This window comes from Glycocaulis abyssi (assembly GCF_041429775.1).
In the GTDB taxonomy this organism is placed as follows: domain Bacteria; phylum Pseudomonadota; class Alphaproteobacteria; order Caulobacterales; family Maricaulaceae; genus Glycocaulis; species Glycocaulis abyssi.
The window spans coordinates 1,489,061-1,506,917 of the sequence record NZ_CP163421.1; the positions used below are offsets into that span (position 1 = coordinate 1,489,061).

The following is a 17,857-nucleotide window of genomic DNA, read 5'->3' on the forward strand; positions in this document are numbered from 1 at the left end:
GGGGGGCAGACAGGGCATGGTCTTCAGCACGCCGATATTCCTGTTCGTCTTCCTGCCGCTGACGGTTCTGGCGTTCTACGTGGTGAACCGGCGGCTGGGCCATGAGGCGGGGCTGATCTTCCTGCTGCTTGCCTCGCTGGTCTTCTATGGCTGGTGGGATGTGCGCTTCATGCCGCTCATCCTTGGCTCGATCGTGGTCAATTACGCCCTCGCGCGCGTTATCAGGCCCGGCAATGGCGGCTGGCTGCTAGCCTTTGGCGTTGCGCTCAATCTCGGCGCACTGGGCGTGTTCAAGTATGCCGACTTCTTCGTGCGCAATGTGAACGCGCTGACCGGGCTGGAACTGACCGAGCCCGGCCTGCCCTTGCCACTGGCCATATCCTTCTTCACCTTCCAGCAGATCGCCTTTCTGGTCGATTGCTCGCGCCGGATTACCAGCCCCGATGCGAAGCCGCACCGCTATGGCATGTTCGTCGCCTTTTTCCCCCAGCTCATCGCCGGGCCGATCGTGCATCACCGCCTGATGTCGCCGCAGCTGGGCGAGAAAGACCGCCAGCGCGATATCAGCGCCAATCTGGGCATCGGGCTGTCCATCTTCGCGGTCGGCCTCGCCAAGAAAGTGCTGCTGGCCGACAATCTCGCCCCTTACGCCAATGCCGCCTTTGACACGGCTGCCGCCGGAGAGCCGGTCGGGCTGTGGCTCGCCTGGACCGGAGCGCTCGCCTACACGCTGCAGATCTATTTCGACTTTTCGGGCTATTCGGACATGGCGATGGGCATTGCGCGCATGTTCGGCTTTCAGCTGCCGGTCAATTTCAATGCGCCCTACAAGGCCCGCAATATCACCGATTTCTGGCGGCGCTGGCACATCACCCTGTCGCAGTTCTTGCGCGACTATCTCTACGTGTCGCTCGGCGGCAACCGCAAGGGCTATGCCCGCATGCTGGCCAATCTGATGATCGTCATGCTGCTGGGGGGATTGTGGCATGGCGCGGCGTGGACCTTCGTGGTCTGGGGCGGGCTGCACGGCGCGGCCCTGATCTGGTGCCGGATGCTGGACCGCTGGTTGCCGAAGGGCCTCTTCGGGCGCTTCTGGATAGCCTCCAGCGCCTGCACCTTCCTGTTTGTCATCATCACCTGGGTGTTCTTCCGCGCCACCAGCTTTGATGCAGCCGCCATCATGCTGCAGGGCATGGCCGGACTGAACGGGCTGGGCGTCAATCCGGGCGACGGACCGTTCATTGCCGCCATTATCGGCCTGATCCTGATCTGGTCGCTGCCGGAAACCGCGCAGATTTTCTACCGCCAGATCGAGGAGGGCGTGCTGAAGACCGCCAATGTCGCGCCGCCGCGCAAGGAGCGCTGGAAGGCGAATATGCGCTGGGGGATCGGCCTGTCGGTCCTGCTGTTTGCGTGCATGATCGCCAGCTGGTCCTATTCCGAATTCATCTATTACAATTTTTAGGCTGTACCGGCACTCAGGGTTTGGAGCGTGATATGCGCGAAAATTGTTCACTATCAGAAGCAGGCCCGATGGAAGGGTGGTCCCCTTTCGAGGGTATGCGACACAAGAGTGGGCGATTTTCGCCATACTCCTTCGGAGCGCGGCGGATTTCATCCCCGACAGCGTCGAGCCGCCCTTGTGGAGGGATGCTCCACGGCGGCCATCTCTCCTTGTCAGGCATGAAATCCGCTACGCGTCACGCCCGAAACCTGAGTGCCGGTACAGCCTAGCCCCATGCAGCGCTATACCCGCCTTTTCCTCATCATGCTCGGCAGCGCGCTCGCCCTGTTTGTGGCGTTCAACGCATTCGTCGATCCGTATGATACGGGGACGGGTCCGCGCATTGCCGGTCTCACCGCAGAGAAGACCCGCGTCCACGAGGACGGGCGGCGCGTGCAGGTCGGCCACCAGATAGGCCAGGTGGAAGCCGGCACGCTCATCACCGGGTCTTCGCGCACGGTGGACGGCTTTCCGATGGAGGTGGAGGACTGGCCGGGGGGCTTGTGGAACGCGGGCATCCGGGGATCGAACGCGTTCGAGCTGGCACATCTGGCCGCCATTGCGGGCCGGGAAGCTAACCTGCGCTGCTTCATCGTGGGTCTCGACATGGCCGAGTTTGCCAGCGGCGAGAAATACAAGCCTGCCTTCCCGATCAGCCGTCTGGCCGACGGGCGCCGCTGGGTGGCAACAGCAAGGGTGACTCTCTCGCCCAACACGTTTGCCCGCGCCGTGCAGACAGTGCAGGAGAACGTTACCGGCACCGCGCCGCAGCCGCCCTTCCGGGACGTGTACCAGCCTGGCGAGCAGTACCGGCGTTTCATGAACACGCCCCTTCCCACGCTCAGCTATTACCGCGCCATGCGCGTTTCGCCTGAACGGATGGACTTCCTCTTTTCCACGCTGGAGGCGCTGGCGCGCGAAGGCGTCCAGGTGATCGGCCATATCCACCCGGTCCATGCCTGGAACGAGGAAGCCATTTTTGCCGCCGGGCGCACGCAAGCCTATTTCGACTTCCGGGCTGAGATGGCGGCACGCTTTGCCGCGCTGGAGCAGGTTGGCGAGCCGGTAAACGCCTGCGTTCCCGGCGGCGTGGCCGTGCTGTGGGACTTTTCAGGTTATCAGCCGCCGTCCACAACGCCCCTGCCAGCGCCGGACCAGACGATCAGCCATGATGTCTATCACGAGCCTGCGCACTATCTGCCCGCGCTGGGGCTGAACATGCTGGCCGTCATGCAGGCCGGCGAACCGATTGACGGGTTTGGCATCAATCTCAGCCAGAGCGATCCGCGCAATAGCGAGGCCGCCATTCTGGAGCGGCGCGAGGCGTATCGCAGCACGCCCGATGGTGAAAGCCTGCACGCCATGCTGGCCCCGGCCCTGACAGAGACAGGCTCGCGCGGCTGGCAGAGCGTGGGTATCAGCCATGCTGAATGGCGCAGCCTGATTGCGCTGAACGGGGCGATAGCCAGCCGCGAGGAGCGGCTGGCCGCCAGCACCAACTAGTTGCGCTGACGCAGGAGCTTTTTGAGGAAGTATTGCAGCCCGCCACGGTTTTCCTTGCGGTCCAGCTCGTCCTGACTGGTCAGGAAGGTGACCTGGATCACGTAGCGTTCACCCTCGAACGGCAGATGGCCGTGCCAGGAATTATCCGAGCGCAGGAAGGCAAAGACCTGCCCGGCCAGCGGTGGCACCTGGGCGGCATAATCGGCAAAATCATCCGGCCCGTTCAGGACGCGGATACAGCCTGCATCACTCTCATCCCAGTGCTCATTGAGATAGAGCAGCATGGTGAGAATTTTCGATTTTGAATCGTTGTGGATCGGTCCGTCTGACAGCTTGGAGATACGCCGCACCGTAATCATGCGCGGCTTGCCGGTGAGATCGATGCCCAGCTTCTCACCCAGAATTTCCGCAAGGCGCGGGCTCATCAGATCATCGGTAATGGCGGCGAACGCACCTTTGCGCTCCAGCTTTGAGAGCGGCAGATAGCCCGGTTCGTTGATGGCGGGATAGTCGGCGCGGATCTGCGCCGCCTGCTCGGGCGTTACCACACTTTCGGCCATCAGATAGGTATAGGGCTGATGCTGCACCGGACCGGCGGCCAGAGCCTCGAAATTCATCAGTGCGGAGGAACTCATGGACGATCCTTTGAAACCGGCTGGCTTGCTGTAAGTTCTATCTACTATTGCTGACTGCACCATTCAATCGGCCTGCGCTTACGCGCCGCAACCGACATCAGGGAGACATCCATGGCCAAGCCCGACATCATCATTGACGGTCGCAAGAAGGATCTGGGCGGATTTCAGGTGGCCCGCGTCCTGCCCTTTGCCAAAAAGCGCATGGTTGGCCCGTTCGTGTTCTTCGACGAAATGGGTCCGGCAAAATTCGCGCCCGGCAATGGCATTGATGTGCGCCCGCACCCGCATATCGGGCTGGCCACCGTCACCTATCTGTTCGAGGGCGAGATGCACCATGCCGACAGCCTCGGGGTGTCGCAGGCAGTCCTGCCCGGCGCCGTCAATCTGATGATTGCCGGCAGCGGCATCACGCATTCAGAGCGCACCGACCCGGAAGTGCGCGCGCGCGGCTTTTCCCTGCACGGCATCCAGACCTGGATCGCCCTGCCCGAAGCGCGCGAGGAAGACATGGCCAGCTTCGAGCATCACGCCGCCGAGACGCTGCCGGTCTTCGTCGAAGGCGGCTCGACCATCCGCCTGATTATCGGCTCGGCCTACGGCCACACCGCGCCCACGACCATGCTGTCGCCGACGATCTATTTCCATGCGGAGATGGAACCGGGCGCGTCCCTGACCCTGCCCGAAGGCCATGACGAGCTGGCGGTCTATCTGGTGTCAGGCGATGTGGAGATGGGCGGCGTGGCACTGGAGCCCGGACAGATGGGCGCGATTGATGGTGCCACCACCACCCTCACGACCGGTAATGGCGCGCGGGTGATGGTGCTGGGCGGAGCGGTAGTGGGCCAGCGCTTCATTGAGTGGAATTTTGTCTCATCTTCCAAGGCGCGCCTTGAGAAAGCCAAGGAAGACTGGCGCGCCAGCGCCGCTGGCGGCTGGACCGGCACACCCTTCACCCTGCCGCCGGGCGAGAACGAACACATCCCCCTGCCCGGCGATGACCTGCCAGAGCCCCCTGCCCCGTCGAAGGACTGCCCGACGACCTGAACCGCCAGAATATCTTTCGTCATTCCGGGCGAACCGGGGTCACCAGTTTCAGCACAATCCCCTCCACCGGGGTCCCCCGCCCCGACGGGGGACCCAGTAACTTCAGAACACCGTCAGACGGTTCCGAAGCTTCGAGGCGGGGTGTAGATGTCTTCTGATGCCGGTCGCCGTTCAGACATGCCGGAAGCCTCGTCTGGATCCCCGGTCAAGCCGGGGAACCCGGGTTGTGGCCTTCATCCGGTTTAAGGAGGTCTGGCCCCGGGTCTACTCCGGCAACATCGCCTCGAGTGCCTTGCCGGTCACCAGATAGGTGGCAAAGCTCGCCAGCCAGTGGCTGCCCTCATAATGTTCATCAGAGACCGATGCGACGCCCGCTTCGCGGTGCTCGGCGGCTGCGGCGAGCAGCGAGGCAATACGCGCATCGCCTTCGGGCAGGCGGGCGGCAATCGCGTCGAGATTCCAGGCACGTGACAGGTTGAACCCGTCCAGATGGACCAGCTTGCCGTCTGTCGGGTCCAGCACCACGCCGGGGCTGATCCAGTCAGCACTGCCATCGTCCGGGATTTGCGGCATGAAGGCGGCCAACCAGTCAGAAAACTCTGACTGGCTCATCACCCGGCGCATCAGATCGGCCTGCATCAGGCAGGGCGACAGGAAATCCTCGCCCGATGGCTCATAGGCCAGCGGGCAGTTCACGTCGCCCAGATGAAACTCACGCGTCTTCTCCACCAGCAGCGCTTCCAGCTCGCCATGCCCGGTCTGGCGTGCCCAGTCGAGCGCCAAAGCAAAGCCGAACGCGGTCTGGTTATGGGTGCCAGAGCGCACCGGGTAGACCAGGTTTGGCAGCCATTCGAGATAGCGGCCGACGGCGACTTCCTCCAGCGGCCGCAGGGTTTCGGCCCAGCGCTGCGCGTCGGCATCGTCGAAGCTGCGCAGTTCCGCCGTCAGCTGGAGGAGCCATGCAAGCCCGTATGGGCGCTCAAACGACGCCCGGCCTTCACCCGCCATGTAAGCCGCCTCCACGGCGGCGGCTTCGCTGGTGAAGTTCTGCTCCAGCGCGGCGCGTGCCTCAGCCGCGATCGGCGCATCGGGGTTAAGGCGCATCAGGCGCACCAGCAGCCAGTGGCCATGCACCGCAGAATGCCAGTCATAACAGCCATAGAAGATCGGGGTGAGCTGGCTGGGCGGCAGCGCATCGGCGTCGGAATGCAGCACGTGCGCGATCTTGTTGGGGTATTCGCGGTGTACACAATCCAGCGCCAGCCGGGCGAAGCGTTCCACCTCCGCGACATTGAGATTCACACTGCCCTCCTGCGCGTTCGCTGCGTTGCCACTGGCCAGCAGGCTGGCGCCCAAAGCCATACCTGCCAGCAATTTTGTCAGCCTTGTCATCTGCCAATCTCCCCGGACTTTGCGTGAAATCCACCCTATGCGTCGGCACGCGGGAGGGAAAGCGCCGCACTTTGTGTACTTGGCCTTGGCCGCCTTTCGGGGCTAGAAGGGGTGTCATGCACGACAAGGCCCCGGCAAGCGGGCCAGTCTGAGGGAGATATCATGTCTGACGTAGCAACGCCGATCCGCGATCTGCGCGATCTGGGTATTACCCGTCCAGGCAAGCTGAACATCAACTGGCTTGAACCGGCCCTTTACGAAGAGGCCATCCGCCGCGGCGAAGGCCGCGTGGCAAAGGGTGGCGCGCTGCTGGTCGAGACCGGCCAGCACACCGGCCGCTCGGCGCGCGACAAGTTCACCGTGCGCGACGACAATACCGAATCGCGCATCTGGTGGGACTTCAACGCCTCGATGACACCGGCCCATTTTGATGCGCTCTGGACCGATATGCGCGCCCATATGGAGGGCCGTGAACTCTTCGTGCAGGAGCTGTTCGCTGGCGCTGACAAAACCCACCGGCTGAATGTGCGCGTCGTCTCCGAGCTGGCCTGGCATTCGCTGTTCATCCGCCATTTGCTGCGCCGGCCTGAAAACGCAGAACTGGCGGATTTCGCAGCAGAGTTCACCATCGTGAACCTGCCAAGTTTCCGCGCCGACGAGACCCGCCACGGCACACGCCACGGCTCGCAAACCGTCATCGCGATCAATTTCACCGAGAAGCTGGTCCTGATCGGCGGCACCTCCTACGCCGGAGAGACCAAGAAGGCCGTCTTCACCATCCTGAACTACCTCCTGCCTGAAAAACAGATCATGCCGATGCATTGCTCAGTCAATGTGGGCGAGAAGGGCGATAGCGCGGTCTTTTTCGGCCTGTCAGGCACCGGCAAGACCACCCTCTCGGCTGATCCGAAACGCAAGCTGATCGGGGATGACGAACATGGCTGGTCGGAAAACGGCCTCTTCAATTTCGAGGGCGGCTGCTATGCCAAGATGATCCGTCTGTCCAAAGAGGCCGAGCCAGACATCCACGCCACCACGGCGATGTGGGGCACGGTGCTGGAAAACGTTGTCATGGACCCGGCGACGCGTGAGCTCGACCTTGATAGCGCGCAGCTGGCGGAGAACTCGCGCGGCGCCTATCCCCTCCACTACATTCCCAATGCTTGCGACAAAAATACATGCGGGCATCCCTCCACGCTGGTCATGCTGACCTGTGATGCGTTTGGCGTGATGCCGCCGATTGCCCGGCTAACCCCGGCGCAGGCCATGTATCACTTCCTGTCGGGCTATACGGCCAAGGTTGCAGGCACCGAAAAGGGCGTGACCGAACCGTCTGCCACCTTCTCCACCTGCTTTGGCGCGCCCTTCATGCCGCGCCATCCGGCCGAGTACGGCAATCTGCTGCGCGAGCTGATCGCGCGCCATGGCGTGCAGTGCTGGCTGGTCAATACTGGTTGGACCGGCGGCGCCTATGGCGTGGGCCACCGCATGCCGATCCGCGCCACGCGCACACTCCTGAACGCAGCCATCGACGGATCGCTGTCAGCGGCCCAGTTCCGGAAAGATCCGGTCTTCGGCTTTGATGTGCCGGTATCAGTCCCCGGCATCGACCCGGCCATACTTGATCCGCGCCAGACCTGGAGCGATGCCGCCGCCTATGACGCGCAGGCGCTGAAACTGGCCGACATGTTCGTGGCGAACTTTGAAAAGTTCGAGACCCATGTCGATCCGGCGGTGCGAGCCTCTGCCCCCAGCCCGGACGCCATTCGCGCGGCAGCGGAGTAGCTGGCAGGGCCAAAATGAAGATCGTCCGGCTAGCCCAAGACGATACAGCCCTGTTCACCGAATGGCTGACGCTGTTTGGAAAGGCGTTTGACGAACCGGACACCTATACCGGCGCCATGCCCTCTGCGGGTTATCGCGACCGGCTGCTTGCCAATCCTGATTTCATCGCGCTGGCGGCTGTCGATAGCGGTAAAGTTGTCGGCGCGCTCGCGGCCTATGTGCTGGTCAAGTTCGAGCAGGAACGCAGCGAGATCTACATTTACGACCTCGCCGTGGACGAGGCCCACCGGCGTAAAGGCGTCGCCACCGCGCTTCTCAACGAGACGCGCCATATCGCGCACGACATCGGTGCATGGGTGATCTATGTGCAGGCCGATTACGTCGACCCGCCGGCGGTAGCGCTCTACACCAAGCTTGGCGCGCGCGAAGACGTGCTCCATTTCGACATGACGCCGCTGAAGCGGGGGTAGTCCGTCCCGCACCCCAGCTCGTCACCCCCACGCAAGTGGGGGTCCAGAGATCAAAGGGCGAAGGCCGTTGCCAATCAGCTCTGGATTCCCGCCTCAAGCGGGAACGACCAGAGAGGGGTGCTGGAACCATTTTCCCTCATCCTGAGGGGCTTCGTCAGAAGCCGTCTCGAAGGAGGAGGGAAAATTGTCACGCACTCTGGCGCTGACCGCCCTGCCCGCCGCCGGGCTTGCGCCGGCGGTTACGCGAACGCTTCTGACCGCCACCGGCATTGTTCTGCTGGCCGCCCTGGCGATTGCCGCCCTGACCACCACGGCGCTGGCCACGCTGCGGTTGCACAGGCCGTGTCGGACCGGAGATTGGCGGAGCGTCATTAAGCCCCTTGATCCGCAGTCCGGTCAGCTTCTCGATATCCTGCAACAGGCCGCGCTCGTCCGGCGCAACCAGAGCCACGGCCCGGCCTTGCGCGCCGGCGCGCGCCGTACGGCCAATGCGGTGCACATAGGATTCCGGGACGTTGGGCAGTTCGAAATTCACCACCAGCTCCACACCATCAATGTCGAGCCCGCGCGCGGCGATATCGGTCGCCACCAGCACGCGCATCTCGCCGGCCTTGAACGCGGCCAGCGCCTTCTCGCGCTGGTTCTGGCTTTTATTGCCGTGAATGGCGGCGGCCTTGTGGCCATACTCGGCCAGAAACTTCGCCACCTTGTCGGCGCCGCGCTTGGTGCGGGTGAAGATGATGGTGCTTTTCTTCGCCTCAGGTGCCATCAGGTCGATGAGCGCCTGACGTTTTTCAGCCGTGCCGACATAGAGCACGGCCTGCTCGATGCGCTCCACCGGGCGCGATTGCGGGGTTACCGCCACCGTCACCGGATCGCGCAGGAAATCATCGGCCAGCGCCCGGATGGGCGGCGGCATGGTGGCGGAGAACATCACCGTCTGGCGCGGCTTGCCCACCATGTGCAGGATTTTGCGAAGCGCCGGCATGAAGCCGAGATCAAGCATCTGGTCGGCTTCGTCCAGAACGACGAGCGAGGTGAGGTCAAGGCGCGCCTTGCGGTCGGCCGCATGGTCGAGCAGACGGCCGGGCGTGGCCACCAGAATGTCGAGGCCGCGCGCGAGCGCGCGCACCTGGGGTCCGTGCTTAACACCGCCGAACACGACCGCATGGGTGAGGCCCGTATGGCGGCCATAAACGGCAATGGAATCGCCAATCTGGGCGGCCAGCTCACGCGTTGGTGCGAGGATAAGGCAGCGGCAGGACAGGCCGGGAGCCTGTTTCTTCTCCGCCAGCAAGCGGGTCAGGATCGGCAGCACGAAGGCGGCCGTCTTGCCGGTGCCGGTCTGGGCGATGCCGACAACATCCTTGCCCTGCAGGAGCGGCGGAATGGCGCGCACCTGAATCGGTGTCGGCGTCTCATAGCCTTCATCCACGACTGCACGCTCGACCGGAGCCGCGAGGCCCAGCTCAGTAAACTTAGTCATTTCAATGCCTTTCATCGGGCGCGCGGTGTTCGCGTCAGCCCGTGGGGAGTTCTTGTTCTTTTTTGACAACTGCGCAGATCAGCCGCCGGTTAGGGGATGGGCCTGCCACCCTGGCAGGTCATGTATCCCACGCCCGGACTTAAAGATCGCGGACATGTCCGCTACCGGTCCGATCAGGCCGCGCTTGAAGCCTCCCTCGAGGCCCTTCTACGCACGCGGCACTTATGCGCTGTCGCGGTGTATGCGCATGCTTTGCGGCGAATGCAAGGCGTATTGCGCTCAGATCACGAGATCGGGATCGAAAAAGATGGCCATCTGGCTGGCACCGCCCACGCCTTCACGCACCCCGGCTATATCGCGCACCAGTCAGCGCCGGCCATGGCGCGCGGCGACGCCCTCGGCCCACCCCCGGAAACGCGCCCGGTCCCACTCGAACATGTGCTCAGGGTGACGGAAGCGGTGCGCGGGAACACCGAGCAGCGCATTATATTCGGCATTGGGTGTGGTGATGATGGTCACTTTGGGGGCGATGACATCGAAAACCGCCCTCTCCAGCCGCGAAAGCTGGTCAGGGGGCAGGTGTTCGATCGTTTCAACCATGGTGACAGCATCATATCCTGCCAGCTCTGGGCGCGGGTCGAGCATGGAGCCTTCGATCAGCGTCACACGGCTGCCAGCATCGCCGTCACGGCGCGCCAGGGCAGCGCGCAACACGCCCAGCGCCGTCACCGATTGCTCGACACCGGCAACACGGACAAAGCCGGGATCATCCAGAAGGCGCAGGATAAGCGCGCCATCGCCGCAGCCCAGATCGGCGACCGAGCGCGCGCCGGTCAGATGCAGCACGTCCAGCACCGCCTGAAGACGTTCCTCGTGCAGGACCGTGCTCACCGCTTTCTCATCAGGGCGATGTCCTTGGCGGGGATTTCACACTCCCAGCCGAACCGGTTTGCCAGCCAGTGCATCGTCTCTTCGCGGTAGAATACCACATGGGTGGGATCCTTGCGGTAATGCCAGTTCCCAAACCGGGCATCATCGATGTGAAAACACGTCATTATGCCCAGCCAGCCACCCGGTTTGAGCAAGCTATCCAGGCGCTCGAACTCACTGGCAGGACGATGGAAATGCTCGGCCACTTCGGTACAGGTGATGAAGTCGTATTTTCGCTCCAGCACCGCCGTTGCTGGCGCGTAGAACGGATCGTACAACGCCATGGAATGGCCCGCCGCCTCCATCATGGCCGCCAGTGCGGGGCCGGGACCGCACCCGTAGTCGAGACCTTGCGCGCCCGGTGCCAGCCTCTCCAGCAACGGCACTGACAGGCGCGACAGGAAGCGCCGGTAGCCAGGATCAGCCACATCATTCTCGTGCAGATCGTACTGGGCGCGCTCCGCATCGCCATCCAGCCGCGAACCCGGATCGAGATAGCGCGCGCCGCACTGCAGGCAGCGGCTATAGCTGCGCGAACCTTCTTCAAAGAAGGCTTCCACGTGGCTGTCTTCGCATACCGGGCAGGAATTGCGGATCATCTGTCCCTCGCGCCTCTGGACGGCCCGGCGCCCAACCTGTCACACAGAGTTTGTCGCCGAAGCAATAGAGTATTACGCTGTCTGGCAAACTTGACGTGTTCAGATATGCCCGCGCCTGCCATTTTAGGCACATCAAGGCGGCGGGCAGGGGGGAACCGGAGCGTTGGCAGCACAGATGGACAGCCCCGTCTCATGGAGCCACGCGACGGGCCGCCAGCGCGCAGGAAAGGCGGATATCGGTGATCTCCGGCGGTCTTGACCAGATTTTCGACTGGCCGCGCCCGGTCAAGCGCGTGATCCTGACAGCGGTGGATGCCGTTTTCATTGCGGCAAGCTTTCTCGCCGCCATGGTCCTGCGTCTGGACAGCCTGCACTGGGTAAGCGCGCCGCAGATCTGGGTGGCGCTGGCCATCACCCTTCCTGTGACATTGCTGATCTTCGACAGGCTGGGCGTTTACCGCAGCGTGGTGCGCTTCATCGGGATCGACTCGCTAAAAGCCATCGGCCTTGGCGTGGTGCTTTCTGCCCTGTTCGTGCTGATGGCCAGCCAGTTTTTCCAGCTGCTGGTGCCGCGCTCCGTACCGTTCATCTACGCCCTGCTGCTGTTCGTGCTCGTTGGCGGCGCGCGTTTCGCCGTGCGCTCCCTCTTCCTGCAACGCCAGTCACTGCAGAAATCACGGGTCATCATTTACGGGGCGGGCATGTGCGGCCGGCAGGTGCTGGTATCGCTCCAGCAGGCGTCTGACTATCTGCCGGTGGCCTTTGTTGACGACTCGCCCGACCTGCACGGCGCCCATGTCGGCGGCCTGGAAGTATACCCGTCTGAAGCCGTACCCCGCCTTGTGAGCTCAACAGGCGCGAAAATGGTGCTGCTGGCCATTCCCAGCGCCACGCTCGCCCAGCGCAAGCGCATCATCGCCCGGATGGAAGAACTGCCCGTCCGCGTCCAGACCATTCCCGACATGACCGATATCGTTTCGGGACGGGCGAGCGTCAGCGAGATAAGGCAGGTTGCGCCCGACGACCTGCTGGGGCGCGATCCTGTGCCGCCAGACCCAGCCCTGATGGGTGCCAACATCACCGGCAAGGTGGTTCTGGTCACCGGGGCAGGCGGCTCCATCGGCTCTGAGCTCTGCAGGCAGATAATCAGGCAGAAGCCCAGCCAGCTCGCCCTGCTCGAACAGTCCGAAATCGCGCTTTACATGATCGAGCGCGAGCTTGACGCGATGGCTGCCAAGGAAGGCATCGACGTCGCGATCACCCCGCTGCTCGGTTCGGTCCAGCACGAAGGCAGGATGGGTGCGGTGCTGGCCCGGCTGGGGGTGAACACCATATTCCACGCCGCCGCCTACAAGCACGTGCATCTGGTGGAAGAAAACGTCGTCGAGGGGCTGCGCAACAACACATTCGGCACGCTGACCATGGCGCGCTCGGCCATAAAGGCCGGTGTGGACATGTTTGTGCTGGTATCCACCGACAAGGCTGTCAGGCCCACCAATATCATGGGCGCCAGCAAGCGCCTGGCCGAGTTGATCTGCCAGTCGCTGGCAGCAGAGCAGGCACACACCCGCTTTTGCATGGTGCGGTTCGGCAATGTTCTGGAATCGTCAGGCTCGGTCGTGCCGCTGTTTCGCCGCCAGATAGCCGCTGGCGGCCCGATAACCGTCACCCACCGGGACATTACCCGTTACTTCATGACGATTCCTGAAGCGTCACAGCTGGTTATCCAGGCCAGCGCGCTTGCCAGCGGCGGTGACGTGTTCGTTCTGGACATGGGCGAGCCGGTGAAGGTGTATGATCTGGCACGCCGCATAGTGAGGCTGTCCGGGCTGAGGCCCTATGTGGCCGGCGAACGCGGCGCAGAGACCGGGGATATCGAGATTGTCTTTGGCAAGCTGCGCCCCGGTGAGAAGCTGTACGAGGAGTTGCTGGTCTCTGACCAGGCCCGTCCGACCCGCCATCCGCGCATCCTCACCGAGCCTGTCACTTCCATGGCGTGGAGTGAGCTGGAACCTATGCTGCACCGCTTACGTGAAGCGTGCGGCGCCTACGACATCACAAATATCCGCAATATTCTGGTGAACGCGCCGGTCGAATACAAACCCGACCCGCGCATCGCCGATCTGGTCTGGCGGCTGGCCGCGCGGGACGCGGCGGCGGAATAGCCCGTCCGCGCATGTCACGCCGGAACGCAGCAAGTGTTGACTATGCTGACCGAATGGTCTGTACCCCCTGACAACGGGAAGGAATTACAGGCAGATCATGTCGAACATCGCCACAGACCTCAGAAACTATGCCGGGCGCTTCTCCGGGGGCGGCTATGAGCGCTCCCGGCCGCTATCGCCACACCTCAAAGCGCTGGAAGCCGAATCCATCCACATCATGCGCGAGGTTGCCGCCGAGTTTGAGCGCCCGGTCATGCTGTATTCCATCGGCAAGGACTCCGCGGTCATGCTGCATCTGGCGCTGAAGGCGTTTTACCCGTCACGCCCCCCTTTCCCGCTGCAACATGTCGATACTGGCTGGAAATTCCGCGACATGATTACCTATCGCGACACGCTGGCCAGCGCGCTGGGGCTGGAACTGCGCGTGGAGATCAATGAGGACGGCGTAAAGCGCGGCATCAACCCGTTCGACAGCGGATCAAACCTGCACACACAGGTGATGAAGACCGAGGCGCTCAGAAACGCGATGAACCGCCATCGCTATGATGCAGCCTTTGGCGGCGCGCGGCGCGACGAGGAGAAGTCACGCGCCAAGGAACGGATTTTCTCCTTCCGCGACGCCCATCATGCCTGGGATCCGCGCAATCAGCGCCCTGAGCTCTGGCGCACCTTCAACACCCGCATCAAGCAGGGTGAGTCCATCCGGGTTTTCCCGCTATCGAACTGGACCGAGCTGGATATCTGGCAGTACATTCTTGAAGAGGACATTCCGATTGTACCGCTCTACCTGTCCGCCGATCGGCCGGTTGTAGAGCGCGATGGCACCCTGCTCATGGTCGATGATGACCGCTTCCCGCTGCAGCCGGGCGAAACCCCGCAAATGCGCCGGATACGGTTCCGCACGCTGGGCTGTTACCCGCTTACCGGGGCTATTGAGTCCGGCGCGGAGACGCTGGAAGACATCGTGCTGGAAATGCTGACAGCGCGCACCTCCGAGCGTTCGGGGCGCCTGATCGACCACGACGAGTCCGGTTCGATGGAAAAGAAAAAGCGTGAGGGGTATTTCTGATATGGCCGAAGGGGATGCACGCAGCACAGTGCTGAGCCGGCTCACGCGGGCGGGCGACAAGGGGGTCTTGCGCTTCATCACCTGCGGGTCGGTGGATGATGGCAAGTCGACGCTGATCGGGCGGCTGCTCTACGATTCCAAGCTGTTGTTCGAGGACCAGATCGCCACGCTGGAGCGCGATTCCAGAAAGCACGGCACCACCGGCGAAAACACGATGGATTTCGCGCTCCTGCTCGACGGGCTGGAAGCCGAGCGCGAGCAGGGCATCACCATTGATGTCGCCTACCGCTTCTTCAACACCGAAAAGCGCAAATTCGTCGTCGCCGATACGCCGGGCCACGAACAATATACCCGCAATATGGCCACCGGCGCGTCCACGGCCGATCTGGCCATCATTCTGGTCGATGCGCGCAAGGGCGTGCTCACCCAGACGCGCCGCCACACCTATATCGCCAACATGATGGGCATCCGCCACGCGGTGCTGGCGGTGAATAAAATGGACGTGGCTGACTACTCGAGGTCGCGCTTCCACGAGATCGTGTCCGACTATCTGCGTGTCGCCGAGACACTCGGCTTTGACACTATCACACCGATACCCATCTCGGCCCTGCATGGCGACAACATCTTCGCGCCGTCAGAGGCCATGAGCTGGCATGACGGCCCTACCCTGCTGGCCCACCTTGAAAGCGTGGAAACCGCTGCCGAGGAAGTGGCCGGGCGGCCCTTCCGCATGCCGGTCCAGTGGGTGAACCGGCCCAATCTGGATTTCAGGGGCTTTTCCGGCGCCGTCACTTCGGGGCGCATCGCCCCCGGTGACGAGATCGTCGCGGCCTTAAGCGGCAAGACAGCCAATATCGCACGCATAGTCACCGCCGATGGCGACAGGGACGAGGCTGTGGCCGGGGACGCCGTCACCATCGTGCTCGACCGCGATATTGACGTGTCGCGCGGCGATATTCTGGCTGATCCCAAGGCGCGCCCGGAGGTTTCCGGCCAGTTTGCCGCCGAGCTGCTGTGGATGGCCGAAGAGGAAATGCTGCCCGGCCGTTCCTACCTGCTTAAAGCCGGCGGACAGGTGACGCCCGCCTCCGTCACCACGCTGAAACACAAGCTGAATGTGAACACATTCGAGAAGGAGCCCGGCACCAGCCTGAAGCTCAACGAGATCGGGGTGTGCACGCTGGCCACGTCGCGTGCCATCGCCTTCGACCCTTACGCCGATCAGCGCGATACCGGCTCCTTCATCCTGGTGGACCGTTTCACCAACCAGACGGTTGCGGCCGGCATGATCGAGTTCGGCTTGCGCCGGGCCAGCAATGTCCACACCCATGCGATGGATGTTGATCAGTCCCGCCGGGCAGCCATGAAAGGCCAGAAGCCGTGCGTGCTCTGGTTCACCGGCCTGTCGGGCGCGGGCAAGTCCACAATCGCCAACCTGGTCGAGCGCAAGCTGGCCGAGGGCGGGCGCCACACCTACTCGCTCGACGGCGACAATGTGCGCCACGGGCTGAACCGCGATCTGGGCTTCACCGATGCCGATCGGGTGGAAAACATCCGGCGCATTGGCGAGGTGGCGCGCCTGTTTGTCGATGCCGGCTTGATTGTCACCTGCTCCTTCATCTCGCCCTTCCGCGCCGAACGGCAGATGGTGCGCGACATGCTGGAAGAGGGCTGCTTCATCGAAGTGTTTGTCGATGCGCCGCTTGAGCTGTGCATGCAGCGCGACCCCAAGGGCCTCTACAAGAAAGCCCAAGCGGGCGAAATCAAGAATTTCACCGGCTTCGACAGTCCTTACGAAGCCCCCGAAACGCCCGAACTGCACCTGCGCACCGGCGAGATGTCAGCCGAGGAGGCTGCCGAACAGGTGATCGACCAGCTGATCCGGCAAGGGCTGATCGGTTAGGCTGATGCGCCTATCCGGGCGTTGCCACCTTGCCGCTCTGCCCGGCCGCAAGGGACGGCACAGCTGAAGGGCGCAACAGGGGCGCGCCTACCGGGATCACGGTGAAGCCGGCAGCCGTCAGCGCGCGCCGGTCAACAAGGTTGCGGCCATCCGCAATCAGCTTGCCCGCCATGCCCGCGAAGGCTTCAGGCCCCAGCCCGCGATACTCGGAGTGATCCGTCATGATGATGGCGCCATCAACGCCGTCCAGCGTCTGCGCCAGATCAATACCCACGGGCACAATCCGACCGTCATGCATCCGGAAGTTTGAGACATACGGATCATGCACCACATAGCCCACGCCATCGGCTTCAAGTGCGTGGATAAGGTGCTCGGCTGGCGTGTCGCGGGCATCATCAAGATTGCCGCGATAGGCTGCACCCAGGATCGCAACTTTCGCGATTGGCGCGCCAGCGCTCTTCACGCGCGCCCACAAATGGTGGGGTTGCCCGTCATTGATGGCGCGGGACTGGCGCAGCAATCCGGTGTGTTCGGGGAAGCCGTCAACCAGAAACCACGGGTCCACGGGAATACAGTGCCCGCCAACGCCCGGTCCCGGCTTATGTACATTCACGCGCGGGTGCCGGTTCGCCAGCGCAATGGCATCGTTCACATCTATCCCGGCAGTCTCGGCTATGTGGCCGAACACATTGGCGAGCGCGATATTCACATCCCGATAGGTGTTCTCCATAAGTTTGGAAAACTCGGCAATCGTCGCTGTCGTTTCAAGCCGCCCACCCGAACAGAAGCGGGCGTAGAACGCGCTTGCACGCGCCGCAGCACGCGGCGTCAGGCCGCCAATGATGCGGTCATTTTCGACAATTTCGGAGATGGTCGATCCGGGGAAAACACGCTCCGGGCAGTAGCAAAGGTCCAGGTCCTCGCGGATATCAAACCCTTGCGCAGCCAACTCTTCGCCTACCGTATGCTCGGTCGTGCCAACCGGGCTGGTGGACTCAAGGATGACCAGGTCACCCTTCTTCACATATTTGGCCAGTGTCCTCGCTGCAGACCGCACTATCGACACATCAGCCCTTTTGTCGTGGGTAATGGGCGTGGGTACACAGATGATGAATACATCGCCGTTCACGGGCGTATCACTGGCTCTAAGACGGCCCGATGCAAGCGCATCAGTTACAATCCTGGTGACTTCCGGCTCGCCAATAGGACAGCCGCCAGCATTGAGCACTTGTAGTGTAGCCGGATTGACATCAACTCCGTGCACGTCAAACCCGGCATCAGCCATAATGGCTGCTGTGGGAAGGCCAACATATCCCATACCTATTACGATAATCTTGTTGTCACTCATGGCCCGCCCCTGAACTCAATAATC

14 protein-coding genes are annotated in these 17,857 nt (G+C 62.8%); 8 read left to right on the forward strand and 6 right to left on the reverse strand.

The annotated features are described in order from the left end of the window. Positions 1-16: 16 nt before the first annotated feature. On the forward strand, positions 17-1,465 hold the full coding sequence (locus AB6B38_RS07280) for an MBOAT family protein (RefSeq protein WP_371392186.1): 1,449 nt from the start codon (positions 17-19) through the stop codon (positions 1,463-1,465). A gap of 273 nt (positions 1,466-1,738) precedes the next feature. Then, entirely contained in the window at positions 1,739-3,007 is a 1,269-nt protein-coding gene (locus AB6B38_RS07285; RefSeq protein ID WP_371392187.1) for a hypothetical protein, read from the forward strand. Here the strand turns inward: AB6B38_RS07285 and AB6B38_RS07290 are convergent. Further along, entirely contained in the window at positions 3,004-3,642 is a 639-nt protein-coding gene (locus tag AB6B38_RS07290; RefSeq protein WP_371392188.1) for a 2OG-Fe(II) oxygenase, read from the reverse strand. The two genes, AB6B38_RS07285 and AB6B38_RS07290, sit on opposite strands and share 4 nt — an antisense overlap. A gap of 111 nt (positions 3,643-3,753) precedes the next feature. Here AB6B38_RS07290 and AB6B38_RS07295 point away from each other — a divergent pair, with 111 nt between their 5' ends. Next, positions 3,754-4,686, forward strand: coding sequence for a pirin family protein (locus AB6B38_RS07295; protein ID WP_371392189.1), 933 nt, complete (start codon positions 3,754-3,756; stop codon positions 4,684-4,686). Between the two features lie 264 nt (positions 4,687-4,950). Here AB6B38_RS07295 and AB6B38_RS07300 read toward each other — a convergent pair whose 3' ends face one another. Further along, positions 4,951-6,078: a DUF2891 domain-containing protein gene (locus AB6B38_RS07300; RefSeq protein WP_371392190.1), complete on the reverse strand. Its 1,128-nt coding sequence runs from the start codon at positions 6,076-6,078 to the stop codon at positions 4,951-4,953. A 162-nt stretch (positions 6,079-6,240) separates the two neighbouring features. Here AB6B38_RS07300 and AB6B38_RS07305 point away from each other — a divergent pair, with 162 nt between their 5' ends. Then, positions 6,241-7,863, forward strand: coding sequence for a phosphoenolpyruvate carboxykinase (locus tag AB6B38_RS07305; RefSeq protein WP_371392191.1), 1,623 nt, complete (start codon positions 6,241-6,243; stop codon positions 7,861-7,863). Between the two features lie 14 nt (positions 7,864-7,877). Continuing rightward, positions 7,878-8,333: an AAC(3)-I family aminoglycoside N-acetyltransferase gene (locus AB6B38_RS07310; protein WP_371392192.1), complete on the forward strand. Its 456-nt coding sequence runs from the start codon at positions 7,878-7,880 to the stop codon at positions 8,331-8,333. 187 nt (positions 8,334-8,520) lie between these two features. On the opposite strand, the gene AB6B38_RS07315 is transcribed toward AB6B38_RS07310, so the two are convergent. From AB6B38_RS07315 to AB6B38_RS07325, 3 genes are all read right to left on the reverse strand, one after another. Beyond that, positions 8,521-9,819: a DEAD/DEAH box helicase gene (locus AB6B38_RS07315; RefSeq protein ID WP_371392193.1), complete on the reverse strand. Its 1,299-nt coding sequence runs from the start codon at positions 9,817-9,819 to the stop codon at positions 8,521-8,523. A gap of 366 nt (positions 9,820-10,185) precedes the next feature. Further along, on the reverse strand, positions 10,186-10,710 hold the full coding sequence (locus AB6B38_RS07320) for a methyltransferase domain-containing protein (protein ID WP_371392194.1): 525 nt from the start codon (positions 10,708-10,710) through the stop codon (positions 10,186-10,188). After that, positions 10,707-11,348: a class I SAM-dependent methyltransferase gene (locus AB6B38_RS07325; protein WP_371392195.1), complete on the reverse strand. Its 642-nt coding sequence runs from the start codon at positions 11,346-11,348 to the stop codon at positions 10,707-10,709. The genes AB6B38_RS07320 and AB6B38_RS07325 overlap by 4 nt, the downstream gene beginning before the upstream one ends. A 239-nt stretch (positions 11,349-11,587) precedes the next feature. Between AB6B38_RS07325 and AB6B38_RS07330 the strand changes: the two genes are divergently transcribed. The 3 genes from AB6B38_RS07330 to cysN all read left to right on the forward strand — a co-directional run bounded on the left by AB6B38_RS07330 (position 11,588) and on the right by cysN (position 16,485). Continuing rightward, positions 11,588-13,513, forward strand: a complete 1,926-nt coding sequence (locus AB6B38_RS07330) for a polysaccharide biosynthesis protein (protein ID WP_371392196.1) — start codon at positions 11,588-11,590, stop codon at positions 13,511-13,513. A gap of 217 nt (positions 13,514-13,730) precedes the next feature. Then, a complete protein-coding gene (cysD, locus tag AB6B38_RS07335) occupies positions 13,731-14,582 on the forward strand; it encodes a sulfate adenylyltransferase subunit CysD (protein WP_371395079.1) in 852 nt (283 codons plus the stop codon). A 1-nt stretch (position 14,583) separates the two neighbouring features. Then, a complete protein-coding gene (cysN, locus tag AB6B38_RS07340) occupies positions 14,584-16,485 on the forward strand; it encodes a sulfate adenylyltransferase subunit CysN (protein WP_371392197.1) in 1,902 nt (633 codons plus the stop codon). Positions 16,486-16,495: 10 nt separating this feature from the next. Here the strand turns inward: cysN and AB6B38_RS07345 are convergent, their stop codons facing one another. Continuing rightward, positions 16,496-17,833 (reverse strand): nucleotide sugar dehydrogenase, encoded by a 1,338-nt coding sequence (locus AB6B38_RS07345; RefSeq protein WP_371392198.1) that lies wholly within the window; start codon positions 17,831-17,833, stop codon positions 16,496-16,498. Positions 17,834-17,857: the final 24 nt, after the last annotated feature.

Excerpts from the sequence above, each read along its gene's own strand:
- AB6B38_RS07280 (WP_371392186.1), top strand. The coding sequence starts at position 17 with ATGGTCTTCAGCACGCCGATATTCCTGTTCGTCTTCCTGCCGCTGACG.
- AB6B38_RS07285 (WP_371392187.1), top strand. The coding sequence starts at position 1,739 with ATGCAGCGCTATACCCGCCTTTTCCTCATCATGCTCGGCAGCGCGCTC.
- AB6B38_RS07290 (WP_371392188.1), bottom strand. The coding sequence starts at position 3,642 with ATGAGTTCCTCCGCACTGATGAATTTCGAGGCTCTGGCCGCCGGTCCG.
- AB6B38_RS07295 (WP_371392189.1), top strand. The coding sequence starts at position 3,754 with ATGGCCAAGCCCGACATCATCATTGACGGTCGCAAGAAGGATCTGGGC.
- AB6B38_RS07300 (WP_371392190.1), bottom strand. The coding sequence starts at position 6,078 with ATGACAAGGCTGACAAAATTGCTGGCAGGTATGGCTTTGGGCGCCAGC.
- AB6B38_RS07305 (WP_371392191.1), top strand. The coding sequence starts at position 6,241 with ATGTCTGACGTAGCAACGCCGATCCGCGATCTGCGCGATCTGGGTATT.
- AB6B38_RS07310 (WP_371392192.1), top strand. The coding sequence starts at position 7,878 with ATGAAGATCGTCCGGCTAGCCCAAGACGATACAGCCCTGTTCACCGAA.
- AB6B38_RS07315 (WP_371392193.1), bottom strand. The coding sequence starts at position 9,819 with ATGACTAAGTTTACTGAGCTGGGCCTCGCGGCTCCGGTCGAGCGTGCA.
- AB6B38_RS07325 (WP_371392195.1), bottom strand. The coding sequence starts at position 11,348 with ATGATCCGCAATTCCTGCCCGGTATGCGAAGACAGCCACGTGGAAGCC.
- cysD (WP_371395079.1), top strand. The coding sequence starts at position 13,731 with ATGCGCGAGGTTGCCGCCGAGTTTGAGCGCCCGGTCATGCTGTATTCC.
- cysN (WP_371392197.1), top strand. The coding sequence starts at position 14,584 with ATGGCCGAAGGGGATGCACGCAGCACAGTGCTGAGCCGGCTCACGCGG.
- AB6B38_RS07345 (WP_371392198.1), bottom strand. The coding sequence starts at position 17,833 with ATGAGTGACAACAAGATTATCGTAATAGGTATGGGATATGTTGGCCTT.